This window comes from Streptomyces sp. NPDC017225 (genome assembly GCF_044331465.1).
GTDB lineage: Bacteria > Actinomycetota > Actinomycetes > Streptomycetales > Streptomycetaceae > Streptomyces.
Genome location: NZ_JBIRNE010000027.1, coordinates 32,444 through 48,641, shown reverse-complemented (window position 1 = coordinate 48,641; position 16,198 = coordinate 32,444). Strand labels below are relative to the sequence as shown.

The 16,198-nt window shown below is 72.7% G+C and carries 15 protein-coding genes; 7 read left to right on the top strand and 8 right to left on the bottom strand.

Annotated elements, in window-relative coordinates; genetic code table 11:
- Positions 1-33 precede the first annotated feature (33 nt).
- Positions 34-636, bottom strand: a complete 603-nt coding sequence (locus ACH4NX_RS34760; RefSeq protein ID WP_351399531.1) for a histidine phosphatase family protein — start codon at positions 634-636, stop codon at positions 34-36.
- A gap of 187 nt (positions 637-823) precedes the next feature.
- Between ACH4NX_RS34760 and ACH4NX_RS34755 the strand changes: the two genes are divergently transcribed.
- Positions 824-1,663, top strand: a complete 840-nt coding sequence (locus tag ACH4NX_RS34755; RefSeq protein ID WP_351399532.1) for a helix-turn-helix transcriptional regulator — start codon at positions 824-826, stop codon at positions 1,661-1,663.
- Between the two features lie 118 nt (positions 1,664-1,781).
- Positions 1,782-2,807 carry an SMP-30/gluconolactonase/LRE family protein gene (locus tag ACH4NX_RS34750; protein WP_398130021.1) on the top strand — a complete coding sequence of 342 codons (1,026 nt, stop codon included), beginning with the start codon at positions 1,782-1,784 and terminating at the stop codon, positions 2,805-2,807.
- A 5-nt stretch (positions 2,808-2,812) separates the two neighbouring features.
- On the opposite strand, the gene ACH4NX_RS34745 is transcribed toward ACH4NX_RS34750, so the two are convergent.
- Complete coding sequence (locus ACH4NX_RS34745; protein WP_351399536.1) at positions 2,813-4,021, bottom strand: pyridoxal phosphate-dependent aminotransferase; 1,209 nt, start codon at positions 4,019-4,021, stop codon at positions 2,813-2,815.
- An 87-nt stretch (positions 4,022-4,108) separates the two neighbouring features.
- On the opposite strand from ACH4NX_RS34745, the gene ACH4NX_RS34740 reads away from it, so the two are divergent.
- Complete coding sequence (locus ACH4NX_RS34740) at positions 4,109-4,762, top strand: helix-turn-helix domain-containing protein (RefSeq protein ID WP_351399538.1); 654 nt, start codon at positions 4,109-4,111, stop codon at positions 4,760-4,762.
- A 42-nt stretch (positions 4,763-4,804) separates the two neighbouring features.
- Here ACH4NX_RS34740 and ACH4NX_RS34735 read toward each other — a convergent pair whose 3' ends face one another.
- From ACH4NX_RS34735 to ACH4NX_RS34725, 3 genes are all read right to left on the bottom strand, one after another.
- On the bottom strand, positions 4,805-5,608 hold the full coding sequence (locus tag ACH4NX_RS34735) for a hypothetical protein (protein WP_398130020.1): 804 nt from the start codon (positions 5,606-5,608) through the stop codon (positions 4,805-4,807).
- Positions 5,608-6,873 (bottom strand): vWA domain-containing protein, encoded by a 1,266-nt coding sequence (locus ACH4NX_RS34730; protein WP_398130019.1) that lies wholly within the window; start codon positions 6,871-6,873, stop codon positions 5,608-5,610. Before ACH4NX_RS34730 ends, ACH4NX_RS34735 begins: the two co-directional genes overlap by 1 nt.
- 62 nt (positions 6,874-6,935) lie before the next feature.
- Positions 6,936-8,438, bottom strand: coding sequence for an IucA/IucC family protein (locus tag ACH4NX_RS34725; protein ID WP_398130018.1), 1,503 nt, complete (start codon positions 8,436-8,438; stop codon positions 6,936-6,938).
- A gap of 121 nt (positions 8,439-8,559) precedes the next feature.
- Here ACH4NX_RS34725 and ACH4NX_RS34720 point away from each other — a divergent pair, with 121 nt between their 5' ends.
- Positions 8,560-10,152 (top strand): IucA/IucC family protein, encoded by a 1,593-nt coding sequence (locus ACH4NX_RS34720; protein ID WP_398130017.1) that lies wholly within the window; start codon positions 8,560-8,562, stop codon positions 10,150-10,152.
- Between the two features lie 69 nt (positions 10,153-10,221).
- On the opposite strand, the gene ACH4NX_RS34715 is transcribed toward ACH4NX_RS34720, so the two are convergent.
- Positions 10,222-10,797: a TetR/AcrR family transcriptional regulator gene (locus tag ACH4NX_RS34715; protein ID WP_398130016.1), complete on the bottom strand. Its 576-nt coding sequence runs from the start codon at positions 10,795-10,797 to the stop codon at positions 10,222-10,224.
- A 74-nt stretch (positions 10,798-10,871) separates the two neighbouring features.
- Between ACH4NX_RS34715 and ACH4NX_RS34710 the strand changes: the two genes are divergently transcribed.
- Positions 10,872-11,921, top strand: coding sequence for a zinc-binding dehydrogenase (locus ACH4NX_RS34710; RefSeq protein WP_351399550.1), 1,050 nt, complete (start codon positions 10,872-10,874; stop codon positions 11,919-11,921).
- Between the two features lie 223 nt (positions 11,922-12,144).
- Positions 12,145-13,059 carry a HipA family kinase gene (locus ACH4NX_RS34705; RefSeq protein ID WP_351399552.1) on the top strand — a complete coding sequence of 305 codons (915 nt, stop codon included), beginning with the start codon at positions 12,145-12,147 and terminating at the stop codon, positions 13,057-13,059.
- Positions 13,060-13,124: 65 nt separating this feature from the next.
- Here the strand turns inward: ACH4NX_RS34705 and aceB are convergent, their stop codons facing one another.
- Positions 13,125-14,747 (bottom strand): malate synthase A, encoded by a 1,623-nt coding sequence (aceB, locus tag ACH4NX_RS34700; RefSeq protein WP_351399554.1) that lies wholly within the window; start codon positions 14,745-14,747, stop codon positions 13,125-13,127.
- A 183-nt stretch (positions 14,748-14,930) separates the two neighbouring features.
- The gene (locus tag ACH4NX_RS34695) at positions 14,931-15,539 is read right to left on the bottom strand and encodes an NTP transferase domain-containing protein (RefSeq protein WP_398130015.1); all 609 of its coding nucleotides are present in this window, start codon (positions 15,537-15,539) and stop codon (positions 14,931-14,933) included.
- A 199-nt stretch (positions 15,540-15,738) separates the two neighbouring features.
- Between ACH4NX_RS34695 and ACH4NX_RS34690 the strand changes: the two genes are divergently transcribed.
- Positions 15,739-16,056: a DUF5955 family protein gene (locus tag ACH4NX_RS34690; protein WP_351399557.1), complete on the top strand. Its 318-nt coding sequence runs from the start codon at positions 15,739-15,741 to the stop codon at positions 16,054-16,056.
- Positions 16,057-16,198 lie beyond the last annotated feature (142 nt).

Genomic DNA, 16,198 nt, shown 5'->3' with positions numbered 1-16,198 from the left:
CGGCTTGCCCGAAGCCGGTGACTCCCTCGAAGGCTACGACGGAGGTCTGACATTCCAGGCCGCGATCACCGGCCGCGCGTGCTCCGTGCCCAGCCGGCACAGCGTGCCCGTGCCCAGCTGGAACAGCGCCCCGTGCGACGCCGGAAGTCCCAGGTACCGCGCGGTGAGCGCCCGCAGGAAATGCCCGTGCGCCACCAGCACCACGCACCCCTCCGTGTTGGCGAAGGCGGCCTCCACCCTGGCCAGCACCCGGTCGGCCCGATCGCCGACCTGCTCCGGTGACTCCCCGGGACGGTCCGGCGGCCCGGGCTCGACCCCGTCGGTGAACAGGAACCAGTCCGGCCGGCTCCGGTGGATCTCGACCGTCGTGACCCCCTCGTACCCGCCGTAGTCCCACTCGTGCAGGTCGGAGTCGATCCGCACCTCCTCGCGCAGCCCGATCAGCTCGGCCGTCTCCCGGGCCCGCTGGAACGGGCTGACGAACGCGGCCCCGATGCGGTGCGACCGGATCAACGGCACAAGACCGCGCGCCTGCTCCCGCCCGTGCTCGGTCAGTGGCACGTCCGTCAGCCCGGTGTGCCGCCCGGACCGCGACCACTCGGTCTCACCGTGCCGGACCAGAAAAAGATCACCCATGCCGACCAGGCTACGGAAGGGAGCCCGGTGATCGGCGCGCATACGTCCGCGTGTGCCGTGTCCGTGCCCCGCCGTGTCCGTGCCCCGCCGTGCCCGGGACCCGCCGTGCCCGGGACCCGTCGGACCCGGGGGCCGCGGAACCCGGGGACGGCGAAACCGGGGTACCCGGGGAGGCGATAATGAACCCATGCAGTCACGCGGCGAGTTGGGAGACTTCTTACGCTCACGGCGGGCCAGGATCCGGCCCGAGGACGTCGGTTACGCCTCCGGCTCGGGCCTGCGGCGCGTGCCGGGGCTGCGCCGTGAGGAGCTGGCACACCTGGCGGGGGTGAGTATCGACTACTACGTACGCCTGGAGCAGGGCCGCAACCGCGGCGTCTCGGACACCGTGCTCGGTGCGGTGGCCGCCGCCCTGAGGCTGGACGAGGACGAGCGCGCCCATCTCTTCCGGCTGGCACGGCCGCGGAAGCCGGAACCGGACGCCGAGCAGTCCGCCCCGCGAGTGGCGGTGCGTCCCGGGGTGCGCGGGCTGCTGGACTGGATCACCGCTCCGGCGCTCGCCATGGGCCGCCGGATGGACGTACTGGCCTGGAACCGGCCCCTGTGTGCCCTCATCACCGATTTCGACGCGCTGCCCGTGGCCGACCGCAACCTGTGCCGGCTCCATCTGCTGAACGACGAGATCGGCAGCCGCTACCCCGACCGTGAGATGATCGCCCGTGAGGTGGTGGGCCACCTCCGCATCGCGGCGGGCCGCTTCCCCGAGGACCCGGAACTGTGGCGGCTGGTCGAGGAACTCAACCAGGGCAGCGAGGAGTTCCGGCGCCACTGGCAGCGGCACACCGTGCGCACCAAGTCCCACGGCCTCAAACGCATCGACCACCCCGAGGCCGGCCCGCTCACCCTTTCGTACGAGATCACCCACTTCCCCCAGGACCCCGAGCTGAGCCTCCTCGTCTACACGGCCGCTCCGGGCTCGCCCGAGGAGGAGGCACTGCGCGTCATGGCCAGGACACAGGCCCGGTGAGGGGGTCCGGCGGTACCCAGGTTCGCCGTGTCTCCGGTGGGACGGAGCGGAGGGAACCGGACCCGGTCCGGCCCAGGATGGACGAAACATCCGCCCCACCTACCCCACCGAGGCCTCCATGCGCCTGCTCGCTTCCGCCCTGGCGACCGTCACCGTGCTCGCCGTCACCGTCGCCACCGGCTCCCAGGCCGCCGTCGGCTCCGAATCCGCCGTCGGCTCCCAATCCGCCGCCCGCTCCGAATCCGCCACCGCGCGGCTTCCCGACCACTACGTGATCCCGGGGGAGAAGGCCTTTCCCACCGGGGTGGCCTACGACCCGCGCACCGGGCACTACTACGTGGGCAGCGCCCAGGACGGCACCCTCTACCGGGGGCATGTACGCAAACCCGACGCCCGGGTCTGGTCGCCCGCCGGGCGGGACGGGCGTTCCTTCACCGCCGGCATGACCATGGACGGTGAGGGGCGGCTGTACGTCAACGGGGGCGGCACCGGCACGCTGCGCGTCTACGACTCGGCGACCGGCACCCTGCTGACCACACAGCACGGCGCGAAGGGCGGATTCGTCAACGACGTCACGGTGGCCGCGGACGGCACCGCCTACGTCACCGACTCCTTCAAGCCGGTCGTCTACCGCCTGACCGAGGACGAGCGAGGCCGGTGGAAGCTGGAGCACTGGCTCGACGTCGACGCCTCGGGCGTCGACTGGGTCGACGGCCAGCACAACCTCAACGGCATCGTGGCGGTCGGCACCCGCCACCTGCTCGCCGTGCAGAGCAACACCGGGAAGCTGTGGCGCATCGACCGCTCCACCGGCCGGACCACCGAGGTCGACCTCGGCGGCCACACCCTTGTCAACGGAGACGCCCTGGCCTGGAGGGACGGCCGCCTCTACGTGACCCAGGGCAACCTGTACGACGATCCCGACACCGAGCCGCAGGTCGCCGTCGTCGAGATGGACGACGACCTCACCAGCGGCCGGTTCCTCCACGCCCTCGTGCCGCCGGAAGGCCTCCTCCACCCCTCCGCCGCGGTCATCACCGACCACGACCGGCTGCTCGTCGTGAACAGTCAGTACAACCGCTGGGTCGGGGGTCTGCCGCCGGAGAGCCTCCCCTTCACGGTCTCCAGCCTGCCGCTCGGGTAGCGCGGCTACTGCCGGTATCCGCCGAGGAAGCGCCCGATCCGTCCGATGGCCGCCTCCAGGTCGTCCGCGTGGGGCAGCGTCAGGATGCGGAAGTGGTCGGGGGAGGGCCAGTTGAAGCCGGTGCCCTGGACGACCTGGATCTTCTCCCGCAGCAGCAGGTCCAGGACGAACTTCTCGTCGTCGTGGATCTTGTGCACGGCCGGGTCGAGGCGCGCGAACGCGTACAGCGCGCCCTTCGGCTTCACACACGACACACCCGGGATCTCGTTCAGCTTCTCCCAGGCCACGTCCCGCTGTTCGCGCAGTCGTCCGCCCGGGGCCGTCAGCTCGTGGATGGACTGGCGGCCGCCGAGCGCGGCCTGGATGGCGTACTGGGCGGGCGCGTTGGCGCACAGGCGCATGGAGGCCAGCATGGTCAGGCCCTCCAGGTAGTCGCGGGCGTGCTGCCGAGGGCCCGTGACCACCATCCAGCCGGAGCGGAAGCCCGCCACCCGGTACGTCTTCGACAGGCCGCAGAAGGTGAGGACCACCAGGTCGGGGGCGAGCGCGGCGGCCGAGTGGTGCACGGCGTCGTCGTACAGGATCTGGTCGTAGATCTCGTCGGCGAAGACCATCAGACCGTGCCGGCGGGCGAGGTCGAGGACGCCCTCGACGATCTCCTTGGGATAGACGGCGCCGGTGGGGTTGTTGGGGTTGATGATGACGACCGCCTTGGTGCGGTCGGTGATCTTCGACTCCATGTCGGCCAGGTCCGGGTACCACTCCGCCTGCTCGTCGCAGAGGTAGTGCACCGCCTTGCCGCCGGCGAGGGTCGTCACCGCCGTCCAGAGGGGGAAGTCGGGGGCGGGGATCAGGACTTCGTCGCCGTCCTCGAGCAGCGCCTGTACGGCCATGGAGACCAGCTCGGAGACGCCGTTGCCCAGGAAGACGTCGTCCACGTCGACCTCCAGGCCGAGGGCCTGGTAGCGCTGGGCGACGGCTCGGCGGGCGGAGAGGACGCCGCGCGAGTCGGTGTAGCCGTGCGCCTGCGGCAGCATGCGGATCATGTCCTGGATGATCTCCTCCGGCGCCTCGAACCCGAAGGCGGCCGGGTTGCCGGTGTTGAGCCGCAGCACGCTGTGCCCCGCCTCCTCCAGCGCGTTGGCGTGCTCTATCACCGGGCCGCGGATCTCGTAACAGACCTCGCTGAGCTTGTTCGACTGCCGGAATTCCATGCGGCGCTTCCCCTCCGGTATCTGGTGTTGCTTGGTTTTACCAAGTGAGAGCTTGGAAAGTCCAACAACTTGTCTACACTGCGTCGCATGTCACCTCGCCGAAGCTACGACCAGTACTGTTCCGCCGCCCGCGCGCTCGACACCGCCGGCGATCGCTGGACCCTGCTGATCGTCCGGGAGCTGCTCGCCGGTCCGCGGCGCTACACCGACCTGCACGCCGACCTGCCCGGCGTCAGTACGGACGTACTCGCCTCGCGGCTCAAGGACATGGAGCGCGACGGGCTGACGACCCGGCGCCGGCTGCCCCCGCCCGGAGCGGCCTACGTCTACGAACTCACCGGACGGGGCCGCGGGTTGCTGCCGGTCCTGGAGGCGCTGGGCGCGTGGGGTGCCGACGAGCTGGGGGAGCGGCGGCCGACGGACGCCGTACGGGCGCACTGGTTCGCACTGCCCCTGCTGCGGGCGCTGCGGGAGGCCGGGGCGGGGGAGGGGCTCGTCGAAGTGCGGGCGGACGAGGGCGACTTCCACCTGTACGCCGGAATGGACGGGGAGGGCCCCGTGTACGGCGACGGGCCCGCACCGGGGGAGCCCGACGCCCGGCTGGTACTGGACGCGGGGACCTGCGCGGCGCTCAGCCGCGGGGAGCTGGCCTTGCGGGACGCGGTGCGGGACGGGCGAGTCGGGGTGAGCGGCGACGGCACGGTCGCCAAGGCGCTCCGGGAAGCGCTCCGGGAGGGATGAGACGGCGGAAGGCCCGCCGGGGGCGGGCCTTCCGCGATGGCGTCAGACGCTCGGAGGCATCCGCGACGGCCGCCCCGACCCGCGGGTCAGCGCGTATCCGCCGATGCCCGCGAGCGCGGCCAGCACGCCGCCGATCCCGGTCCACACCCACCGGTCGGACCACCAGCCGGAGGACCAGCCGTCCTCGGGCTCGATGGCGGACAGCACGGCGCCGCCGCCCGAGTCCTCCTCCTCGGCCGGGGAGTTCATCGCCACGCCCGGTACCAGCGGCTCGGCCAGCGAACCGTCCACCGCCGCCGCCCCGCCGACGTCCTTGGAGTCCACCCGGACCTCCGCGGAGACCGGGACGCCCAGGTCGGACGTCGGCAGGTTCACCGCCGTCAGCCGGATGTAGTACGTACCCGGCAGCGGGTCGTTCGCCCACGGCTCCGACCACGCGCGGACCGTCCGCAGCACACAGGCCAGCTCCACGGAGGAGGTGCCGGCCGCCGCGATGCGGGTCTGTGCCCCGTACTGGCAGGCCTGACGGCGGCGCAGGCCGTCGTACACGTCGATCCGCCAGGTCTCGGCGGCGTGCGTCTCGGGCAGTTTCACCGTGGCCTTCACGGTGGGACGCTGACCGGCGTCCGCCGGGAACGACCAGTACAGGTAGTCACCCGCGGAACCGTTCGCCGTGGCACGCTGCCCCTGCTCGAACTCGGCCGCCGTACGGAAGGACGTACCCGCCTCGGTCGGCGCGCCGCCGTCGTCCGACGGGCTCGCGGAGGGCGAGGAGTCGGCCGCCGCGGGGGTCGCGGCCAGGCCGAGCAGCAGCACAGCCGCACTCAACGCTCGGGTGAGACGCATCAGTTGGTCCTCCAGACCGCGAACCGCCAGCGCGACAGCCAGCCCCACAGCAGACCGGCGACGAAGCCGATGAGCACCAGCACTCCGAGCAGCCACCAGCCGCGCCCGAGGCCGAAGGAGGCCACGTCGTCGGAGTCGCCCGGACCGTCCACGACGTCGACCGTCAGCTCCAGCGGCAGCCCGGGCGTGGTCTTCACGCCGGAGGCGACGGAGAAGGAGTTGGTGACCTGGAGGCACACGGTCTCGGCCGGGGCGTCCTCCTCGTCGCTCTCCGCCTTCGGGTAGCGCAGGCCGGTGGAGAGCACGTCCGTACGGCCGTTGCCCGCCGCCTCACCGCGCACGATCTCCCGGCCGTGCACCGTCACCGCCCGCAGCAGCACCCCGTAGGACGGGTTCACGGTCCGGTCGGCGCCCACGCTCACCGAGGCGCGCAGCTCCTGGCCGGGCAGCATGTCCACCCGGTACCAGCGCTGCTTGCCGAAGTCCTCACGGTCGGTGTACAGCCCCGACTTCAGCGTCGGCGCCTTCGCGCAGGCGTCCGCGCCCTCGGTGGCGACCGGCGTCACCACCGGGTCGGCCGCGCGGTCCACCAACTGGTTCACCTTGTCGGTGAGTTCGTCGGTGTGCTCGACCGAGGTGTACGTCCCGCCGGTCGCCTCGGCGATGCAGCTGAGCTGCTGACGCATCTTGGCGTTGGGAACCAGGCCCAGCGTGTCGATGGTCAGCCCGATGCCCTTGGCGGCGATCTCGCGGGCCACCTCGCACGGGTCGAGCGGGGCACAGGTGTCCTCGCCGTCGCTGATCAGCACGATGCGCTTGGAGCCGTCGCCGCCGTCGAGGTCGTCGGCCGCCTCGAGCAGCGCCGGGCCGATCGGCGTCCAGCCGGTGGGCGCCAGCGTCGCCACCGCCGTCTTGGCCTCGGTGCGGTCCAGCGGGCCGACCGGGTAGAGCTGGGCCGTGTCCTTGCAGCCGGTCTTGCGGTCGTCGCCCGGATAGTCGGCGCCCAGGGTCCGGATCCCGAGCCGCACCTCCTCGGGCGTCGCGTCGAGCACCTCGTTGAACGCCTGCTTCGCCGCGGCCATCCGGGTCCCGCCGTCGATGTCCCGGGTCCGCATCGAACCGCTGACGTCGAGCACCAGGTTGACCTTCGGCGCGTCCTCGTCCGTGGGTTCACCGGCGGCCGCCGGGGCCGGGAAGGCGATCCCGGCCGTCAGCGCGGCGAGCAGGGCACAGGCACCCGCCGCCAGCCGTGTTCTTGTGATCATCGGCGGATCTTATTGATCAGTGGTGCCGGGTTCCAAAACGAGACCGCGGCGCCACCCCGACTTCACCGCGGGCGCAGCGGATTGGGCAGCTCCGCCCACAGATCCCCGGCGTTCCCCGGCGAAGTACGCATCACCGTCAGCGCCTTCACCGGCAGCGGCTCCTCGCACAGGGCCAGGACGTCCGGCGTGCGGGGCAGTTCGCGTACGGCGGCCTCCAGCGCCTCCCCCAGCGCCGCACCCGAACCCGTCGTCGCCGCCAGCGCGCCCCCCACCAGCGAGCCGAACAGTTTGCGGCGCAGCGCCACCGGATCGTCGGTGAGGATCCGGGCGGGCAGGTCCGGGACATCGATGCCGTGGCGGGCCAGGCGCGCCGGGCTGACGCGGATGTCGGCCAGGTCCCGGTAGACCAGGCGCACCGGATCACCCGCGGAAGACAGCACCACGAGGAGGTTCTGGCCGTGCGCCTCCAGGGCCACGCCGAGCTCCAGCAGGCGCAGCCCCACGGTGAGGGCGAGACGGGCGAACCCCGCCCGCCAGGTGGGGGAGCCGGACAGCCCGGTGCTCGCCAGTGCGGCCACCGGGACGACGTGTTCGCCGGGCGCCGCGTGGACCGTCGGCGGCTCGCGCAGCACGGCGGCCAGGTCGGGAGAGCCGGCGGCCACCGCGCCCAGGGTGCGGGTGACGTGCAGCAGCCCGTCCGCGCGCGCGGTCAGCGCCTGCCCGAAGTCCGACAGGTGAGCGGACGCGGCGACGGAGGCGATCGAGATGTCCCGCACCGAGGAAGTCAGCCGGGCGCTCAGCGCGGTCTTGACGTGCGGCCCGCCGGGGACGGCGAGGGTCCGCAGGGACATCAGCGGGCGTGCGTCCGGCCCCTTCTCGCACGGACCCCTGAGCACGTGCGCCGCCTGCCACGGATGCACCGGGACCAGCACCCTCGACCCGTCCCGCAGCTCCCGCGGCCACGACCCCGACACCACGCACCCGGCCACCGGGGCCGGCACCAGCCCCAGCCCCACCACCGGACCGTGCTCGGGCCCGTAGGCGAGCTGCTCCGCCACCGAGAAACCCGGCCGGGAACGGCAGTTCGGGTGGTACGGATGTCCGTCGACCACCCGCCGCTCCCAGCCCCAGTCGCTGTCCGGCCACTCGTCCGGGTGAATCTCCTGCCCCGCCCGCGACAGCGCCAACGACGCGGCACTGTGCCCGAGTTCCGCGGCGAACTCCGCCGAGTGCGGTGCGGCGATGTCCGCCATCAGCCGCGCCGGATCGTCGTACGCGGCCTCGTCGAGCCGTACGACGTGGACGTACGCGTCCGTGCGGTACGGGTCGGCCACCGGACCGGCCAGTCGGCGGCCGTCCCCCAGGCGCATCACCAGACCGCCCCCGGCCGCGGGCTCCCGGCCGGCGATCCACGGCAGTGGCTCATGGGCGAAGGCACGCCACAGCCGGGACAGCACGGCCGCGCGGGCGCCGGGCAGTTCGGCCGTGAACCGGTCGACCAGACCGGGCCGGACGGCCGCCAGCTCGTCGGCGACCTCGGCCGCTGCGCTGGGGAGACGATGCACGGGCGGGCTCCTCGGGTACGAGTAGGACGTCACGGCGGGGGGACGGCGACGGACATACTGATCGTCTCCGGCAACTCCGCCACCTCCGCCATGGACAGCATGGACAGACCGTAGGGAACGAGTGGAACGCGTGGATCTCCTGCCCCCGCCCACCGGCGCCGACGCCGCCTTCCGGGACGACGTCGCGGAACGTGCCGACGCCTACGCGTCGGTGCCGCTGCTGAACTGCCTGCTGCGCGAGGTGGCCGCCCCCCTCCCGGGCCCCGGCCCTCGCCCGAACCCCGGCCCCCGCCCGAACCCCGGCCCCCGCCCGGCCCCGGGCACACGGCGGGTGTACCGGCTGCCCGGCGGCAGACTGCTCCGGGTGCTCGAGGGCCGGCGGCCCGCCGAACCCGAGGTGCGCGGGGCGGACGGCTGGCACCGCGTGGGCCACACCGAGCTGGTGAAACTCGTCGCGGAGGAACTCCGCCGGCACACCGGCCTGCCCAATCACGAACTGCCCACCGAGATGACCGACAGCCGGGACGCGGTGGCCGCGCTGCTGACGGCACGCGAGCGTGCCACCCCGCCCCACGACCCCTATCTCCGCTCCGAGCAGTCCCTCCTCACCGGCCACACCCACCATCCCGCCCCCAAGGCGCGTGGCGGTGGCCCGCACGCGGGGTGGCTGCCGTACGCGCCCGAGGCGCACGCGCGATTCCCGCTGACTCTGCTCGCCGTACGCGAGGACACGGTCGTCGACGAGGGCGACACCGCCGCCCTGGACGCCCTCGGCGAGACCCCGCCCGGCTACCGGCTGCTGCCCGCCCACCCCTGGCAGCTGGACCTGACGGCGGCCGCCCTCGCCCCCGCCTTCGCCGACGGCCGCCTCGTCCGCCTCGGCACGACCGGCTTCCTCACCTGGCCGACGGCCGCGATCCGCACGGTCTACGCGCCCGACCACCTGCCCGGGCAGGACCTGTTCCTCAAGTTCAGCCTCGACGTGCGCATCACCAACGACATCCGCCGCCTGTGGCGCCACGACCTGCTGAGACTGCGCCGCACCGACACGGCGGTCACCGAGGCCTTCGACGCCGTCGCGCCCCCGGCGGCCTGGCTCGGCGACCGCGGCTACCGCACCGCGGACTTCGCCTTCGAGGAACTGGCCGTCGTCGTCCGCGACGGACTGCGCGACCGCGTCCTGCCCGGCGCGACCCCGCTCCTGGCCGCCGCGCTCGTGGAGGGCTTCCCGGACAACCCGCTGGCCCGCACCACGGACCCGGCGGCCTGGTGGGAGGCGTACCTCGCCGCCGTCGTCCCGCCCGTCCTGACCGCCTTCGCCGACGACGGCGTCGTCCTGGAGGCACACCTGCAGAACACACTGGTCGCCATGGACGCCTCCGGCACACCGGTGCAGGCCCTCTTCCGGGACGCCGAGGGCGTCAAACTGCTGCCGGACACCTCCCGGCCGGCGGGCTGGGAGCGGCTGGTCTACTGCCTCGTCGTCAACCACCTCTGCGAGATCGCCGCCGCCCTGGCCGAACACCACCCCGGCCTCGACCCCTGGCCCGCCGCCCGCCGAGCCCTGGGCCGCCACGAGGACCTCCCCGAGATCCCCGCCCTCCTCACCTCGCCCACCCTGCCCGGCAAGACCAACCTCCTGCTCCGCTGGACGGGCGCGGACGGCGCCACCGCCCGCTACCGGCCGCTGCCCAACCCGTTGCTCGGGGCCTGACGCCGTCGGACGAGCCGGGTGCGGGGAAGCGCCCCGCCCGGCGCCCGGCCGGGAGCGGTTCGGTCCCGCCTACCGGAGGGGCGGTGCGGTGGCTCGAACGAGGGCTCGTGCCGCGTCAGTGCTTGCCGAGAGGGTGTCGAGCGCGAGAGGCCGCGTGGCGAGAGCGCCCTCGTGCAGCACGAGGAGCTGGGTGGCGAGCGTAGCGGGCCCCGAGCAGCCCGCCGCGGTGGCCAGTTCCTCGAACAGGTCGCGCAGCCAGAGCTTCTGGTCCGCGGCGACGCGGTACGCGGGGTGCGAGGGATCCGGGAGTTCGGCGAGCGCGTTGATGAACGCGCATCCGCGGGTGTTGGTCTCGCTCCAGGTCCGCAGCGCGTCAAAGGGTGCGACGACGGCCTCGACAGGACCGTCACAGGCGTCGACGGCGGCCCGGACGAGTGACTGCCAGCGATGACCGCGTTCCGCCAGGTAGACCGACACGAGGTGGTCCTTCGAGCCGAACCGGTTGTACAGGGTCCGCTTGGTCAGACCCGAGTGCTCGGCGATCAGGTCCACGCCGACCGCCGTGATCCCGCGGTTGTAGAAGAGCTCCTCGGCGGCCGCCACGATACGGCGCCCCGCCGGTGTCATGGGCTGTGCTTCCTGCATTCGACGTACCTTTACCGATCGGTGTACCGTGGTGGGAAGTTCACAGATCAGTATACCTGTGAGGAGATTGAGTGATGTGTTTCCCCGAGACCATGCGCGCGGTGCGGATCGCGGAGCACGGTGGACCGGAGGTTCTTGAGCTGACGGAGGTGGCCGTGCCCGCCCCGCAGGCAGGAGAGGTACTGGTCCAGGTCAGCGCGGTGGCGCTGAACAACACCGACCTGTGGACCCGGGAGGGCGCCTACGGCCGCCCGGGGGACCCGCGAGCACTGTCGGGCTGGCGGGGCCCGGTCGACTTCCCGCGCATCCAGGGTGCCGACGTGGCCGGCCGGGTCGTGGCGGTCGGCGCCGAGGTGGACGGGAGCCTCGTCGGCCGCCGCGTGGTCGTCGACCCGGCGATCTACGACACCGAAGGTCCGGACGCGAACCCGGTGGGCCTGATGGGCAGCGAACGCGACGGCGGCTACGCCGAGTACGTGACCGCGCCGGCGGCGCGCGTGCACGACGTGACGCAGTCCCCGCTCACGGACGATCAGCTCGCGACGCTGCCGACCGCCTACGGCACCGCACTGGGCATGATCGAGCGGGGCCGGCTGCGAGAGGGCGAGACCGCCCTGGTCTCGGGAGCGTCCGGCGGCGTCGGCATCGCCCTGGTGCAGATCGCCCGGGCGCGAGGCGCGAGGGTACTCGCCGTCAGCAGCGGGTCCAAGATCGGCTCGGTGCGCGAGGCGGGCGCGCACGAAGTCGTCGACCGGGCGGGGGACGTCGCCGGGCAGATCCGCGCCGCCGCCCCGGAGGGCGTCGACGTCGCACTCGACGTCGTGGCCGGGGACCTGGTGGGTGAGGGACTGCCGCTGCTGCGCGAAGGCGGCCGGTGGGTCGTCGCCGGTGCCCTCGGCGGGTACGACGTGGCCTTCGACGTGCGCCGTCTCTATCTGCACAACGCGCAGGTGATCGGCTCCTCGATGCACACACCGGCGCACTTCGGCCTCTTGATGGGCCTGGCCCGTCGGGCCGAGATCCAGCCCGTCGTCGCCGCGGTCTTCCCGCTGGACCGGGCCGCTCGGGCGCAGGAAGAGCTCGCCCTCAGGGGGCACGTGGGAAAGATCGTCATGCATCCGTAGACCGTGGGCGGTTCGGGCACTCATCGCCGACGATCACCCCGGCTACTATGCTCACTTCACACCGGAAGCCGGAAGCCGGAAGCCGGAAGCCGGAAGCCGGAAGCCGGAAGCAAGGGGCGAATGGCCACCGAAGGGCTGCCGGGGAGGCGGGCCGGACTCGCGGTTGAGTACCCCAGGAGGTTGCCGTGGATCGCAAGGCCGACGACGTCGGCGGGCTGGGAAAATGCTGAGGCAAGTCACCGCCACCCGCTATGTCGAACCTCTGCGCTCCGGGGGCTCCGTCCCCGGCGTCGTCGAGGCCGACGACCTGGGCACCTACGTCGTGAAGTTCACCGGCTCCGCGCAGGGCCGCAAGGCGCTGGTCGCCGAGGTGATCGTCGGGGAGCTGGCGCGTGAGCTGGGGCTTCGGGTGCCGGAGCTGGTCCTCGCCCATTTCGACCCGGCGGTCGCCGCCGACGAACCGCACCAGGAGGTGCGGGACCTGCTGGACGCCAGCGCGGGGCTCAACCTCGGCATGGACTACCTGTCGGGCGGCGCCGACCTCACGCCCGAGGTCGCGGCGGTGTTCCCGGTGGACGCGGGGGAGGCCGGGCGCGTCGTCTGGCTGGACGCCCTCACCGTGAACGTGGACCGCACGGTGCACAGTTCCAACCTGATGGTCTGGCCCACCTTCGGCACCGCGCCTTCGCGCCTGTGGCTGATCGACCACGGCGCGGCCCTCGTCTTCCACCACCGCTGGGGCGCCTCCCCGCCCGAGAAGGCGTACGACTTCCGTCACCACGCCCTCGGCCACCACGCGCCCGACGTCCGGGCGGCCGACGCAGAGCTGGCGCCGAAGGTGACCCAGGAGCTGCTGCGCGACGTGGTGGCCAGGGTGCCGGAGGCCTGGCTGACCCCCGAGGCCGGTTTCGGCACACCGGACGCCGTCCGGGACGCCTACGTCGGCTATCTGCACGCGCGCGTGCGGGCGTCCCGGGAGTGGCTGCCCACCGACTTCCCGACCCGTGAGGAGCTCGCGGCCGAGAACGCCGCCCGCGCGGCGCGCACCGAGCGGGGCCGTCCCGACTGGCTCAAGCGCGTCCCCGACCTGCACGGCAAGCCGCCCGCCGAACAGGACTGGTCCGTACACCTGGGCTGAGACGCGTCCGCGCCCCGGTGCTGTGGGGCACCGGGGGCGCGGACGGGCTTTCCCGGGGCCGGGCGTCAGCCCTTCAGCTGCTCGTACGCCGGCAGCGTCAGGAAGTCGGCGTAGTCCTCGTCGAGGGAGACGGTCAGGAGCAGGTCGTGGGCCTGCTGCCAGTTGCCGGCGGCGAAGGCCTCGTCGCCGATCTCGGCGCGGATGTTCGCCAGCTCCTCGGCGGCGACCTTGCGGGCCAGCTCCGCGGTGACCTGTTCGCCGTTGTCGAGGACGACCTCCGCGTTGATCCACTGCCAGATCTGCGAGCGGGAGATCTCGGCGGTTGCCGCGTCCTCCATCAGGTTGAAGATGGCCACCGCGCCGAGGCCGCGCAGCCACGCCTCGATGTAGCGGACACCCACCTGCACGGCGTTGACCAGGCCCGCGTACGTCGGCTTGGCGTCCAGGGAGTCGACGGCGATCAGGTCGGCCGCCTTGACGTCGACGTCCTCGCGCAGCCGGTCCTTCTGGTGGGGCCTGTCGCCGAGCACCTTGTCGAAGGACTCCATGGCGATCGGCACCAGGTCGGGGTGGGCGACCCAGGAGCCGTCGAAGCCGTCACCGGCCTCGCGGTCCTTGTCGGCGCGGACCTTCTCGAAGGCCACCTTGTTGACCTCGGCGTCCCGGCGGGACGGGATGAACGCCGCCATGCCGCCGATCGCGTGCGCGCCCCGCTTGTGGCAGGTGCGGACGAGGAGTTCGGTGTACGCGCGCATGAACGGGGCGGTCATCGTCACCGCGTTGCGGTCCGGAAGGACGAACTTGGCGCCGCCGTCGCGGAAGTTCTTGACGATGGAGAACAGGTAGTCCCAGCGGCCCGCGTTCAGCCCGGAGGCGTGGTCGCGCAGCTCGTAGAGGATCTCCTCCATCTCGTACGCGGCCGTGATCGTCTCGATCAGGACGGTGGCGCGGACGGTGCCCTGCGGGACGCCGACGTAGTCCTGCGCGAAGACGAAGACCTCGTTCCAGAGGCGGGCCTCCAGGTGCGACTCCGTCTTGGGCAGGTAGAAGTACGGGCCCTTGCCGAGGTCCAGCAGGCGCTGGGCGTTGTGGAAGAAGTACAGGCCGAAGTCGACCAGGGCGCCGGGGACCGGCCGGCCGTCGACCTGGAGGTGGCGCTCGTCGAGGTGCCAGCCGCGCGGGCGCATGACGACCGTCGCCAGTTCCTCGTCCGGGCGCAGGGCGTACGACTTGCCGGTGCGCTCGTCGGTGAAGTCGATGCTCCGCGTGTAGGCGGAGGCCAGGTTGAGCTGGCCGAGGACGACGTTCTCCCAGGTCGGCGCGGAGGCGTCCTCGAAGTCCGCGAGCCAGACCCTCGCGCCCGAGTTGAGGGCGTTGATGGTCATCTTGCGGTCGGTGGGGCCGGTGATCTCGACCCGGCGGTCCTGCAGCGCGGCCGGGGCCGGGGCCACCTTCCAGGAGTCGTCCGCGCGGATCGCGGCGGTCTGAGGGAGGAAGTCGAGCGTGGAGGTGCGGGCGATCTCGGCGCGGCGCTCCGCACGGCGGGCGAGGAGCTCGTCACGCCGGGGCGTGAACCGCCGGTGCAGCTCGGCCACGAAGGCGAGCGCCGCATCGGTGAGGACCTCCTCCTGCCGGGGCAGGGGCTCGGCGTCGACGATGGCCAGCGTGGACGGCGCTGGTGCGGACATGAGCTGTCACTTCCTTCAGCGTGGCACCGGGTGCCAGAGGGTGCGTATGGGACATAGCGCACCCGACGTGCGGGCGGGTGCTTCTGGTCAGTGGATAGTAGTTTCCTCATCGTGGAACTTCAATGGTTTGTTGATGTCGAGATTCTCTGAGTCGAGGGAAGGTGGCGCCCAGTGCCACACCCCTTACTCAAGGTGGCGCAGGTCGGCCTCGGTGTCGATGTCGTACGGCCGCGCCACGTCCCCGCACTCCACGAGCTCGATCTCCGCCTCGTGTTCCCTCAGGTAGGCGCGTGCCCCGCGGTCCCCGGTCGCAGTCGCCGCGACCCCCGCCCAGTGGGCGGCACCCAGGAGGACGGGGTGCCCGCGCACGCCCGCGTACGCGGCGGAGGCGAGCGACGCGTCGGCCCGGTGTCCGGCACGCACCCGCGCCATCGCCTCCGGGCCGATGCCGGGCTGGTCCACCAGCGACACCAGCGCGGCCCGCGCCCCACTGCCGGCCAGTGAGGCGAGCCCGGCGCGCAGCGACGACCCCATGCCCTGTTCCCAGTCGGGGTTGTCCACGAGCACGCACCCGTCGAGCACCGCCCGCGCCCGTACGTCCTCGGCCCGCGCCCCCAGGACCACGTGCACGCGCGTGCAGCCGGCCGCGCGCAACGCCGCGACCGCGTGTTCGACGAGTGGACGTCCGCGGTGTTCGAGCAGCGCCTTGGGGCGTCCGCCGAGCCGCCGCCCGCCCCCGGCGGCGAGCAGCAGCCCCGCCACCCCCGCTGCCTGGTCTTCGTTGTCCGTCATGCGTCCTGCATACCTGACCGCCCGCCGAACGCTCCGGCGTGCGCCGGGTTTCCGGAGGCTGAATTTCGGTCCGCGCGGTGGCGCGTCCGGTGCGCGGTGGCGTTTACTGGCCCGCGTCCCCGGCGCCCGACCAGCGTCACGGGGGCGCTCGGCACGTTGACCATGTAGGGGCGCACAACGGGGTGCGAGGGGGAGGGCTGTGTTGCGGAGCTTGGGGCAGAGGCACGTGATCATCGGCGACGAGGACGACGTGAGGGTGGTGGCACTGCGGACCGCGGTGTCCCGGTTGCGTCGCGAACTCGCCCTGCTGCCTGCCGACTTTCCGGACCGGGTCATCGCCGAGGACGAACTGGCCGACCTCGCCGCGATGACGGACCACGGTGTCCCCGAGGTGCCGCGGCTGCACCGCTCCCTGCTGCTGATAGCGGGCGCGATCGGCTCCGTGAGCGCCTTGTCGCGTGGGCTGACGGACGTCCGCCACGCCGTGGAGCTGCTCGGCGACACACCGCGCCGGTGAGGTGCCGGCCGCGCTGGACCGCCGCGTTGAACGGCCGCGCTGGACCGCCGCGTTGAAGGGGCCGTGCTGGACGGCCGTGCTGAACGGAACGGCGGCGCCGGGTGCGCGCTGAGTGACGTGCCGAGTGCCGAGTGCCGCGTGC

Excerpts from the sequence above, each read along its gene's own strand:
- ACH4NX_RS34745 (WP_351399536.1), bottom strand. The coding sequence starts at position 4,021 with ATGGAATTCCGGCAGTCGAACAAGCTCAGCGAGGTCTGTTACGAGATC.
- ACH4NX_RS34750 (WP_398130021.1), top strand. The coding sequence starts at position 1,782 with ATGCGCCTGCTCGCTTCCGCCCTGGCGACCGTCACCGTGCTCGCCGTC.
- ACH4NX_RS34710 (WP_351399550.1), top strand. The coding sequence starts at position 10,872 with ATGTGTTTCCCCGAGACCATGCGCGCGGTGCGGATCGCGGAGCACGGT.
- aceB (WP_351399554.1), bottom strand. The coding sequence starts at position 14,747 with ATGTCCGCACCAGCGCCGTCCACGCTGGCCATCGTCGACGCCGAGCCC.
- ACH4NX_RS34715 (WP_398130016.1), bottom strand. The coding sequence starts at position 10,797 with ATGCAGGAAGCACAGCCCATGACACCGGCGGGGCGCCGTATCGTGGCG.
- ACH4NX_RS34695 (WP_398130015.1), bottom strand. The coding sequence starts at position 15,539 with ATGACGGACAACGAAGACCAGGCAGCGGGGGTGGCGGGGCTGCTGCTC.
- ACH4NX_RS34755 (WP_351399532.1), top strand. The coding sequence starts at position 824 with ATGCAGTCACGCGGCGAGTTGGGAGACTTCTTACGCTCACGGCGGGCC.
- ACH4NX_RS34730 (WP_398130019.1), bottom strand. The coding sequence starts at position 6,873 with ATGATCACAAGAACACGGCTGGCGGCGGGTGCCTGTGCCCTGCTCGCC.
- ACH4NX_RS34735 (WP_398130020.1), bottom strand. The coding sequence starts at position 5,608 with ATGCGTCTCACCCGAGCGTTGAGTGCGGCTGTGCTGCTGCTCGGCCTG.
- ACH4NX_RS34740 (WP_351399538.1), top strand. The coding sequence starts at position 4,109 with ATGTCACCTCGCCGAAGCTACGACCAGTACTGTTCCGCCGCCCGCGCG.
- ACH4NX_RS34760 (WP_351399531.1), bottom strand. The coding sequence starts at position 636 with ATGGGTGATCTTTTTCTGGTCCGGCACGGTGAGACCGAGTGGTCGCGG.
- ACH4NX_RS34705 (WP_351399552.1), top strand. The coding sequence starts at position 12,145 with ATGCTGAGGCAAGTCACCGCCACCCGCTATGTCGAACCTCTGCGCTCC.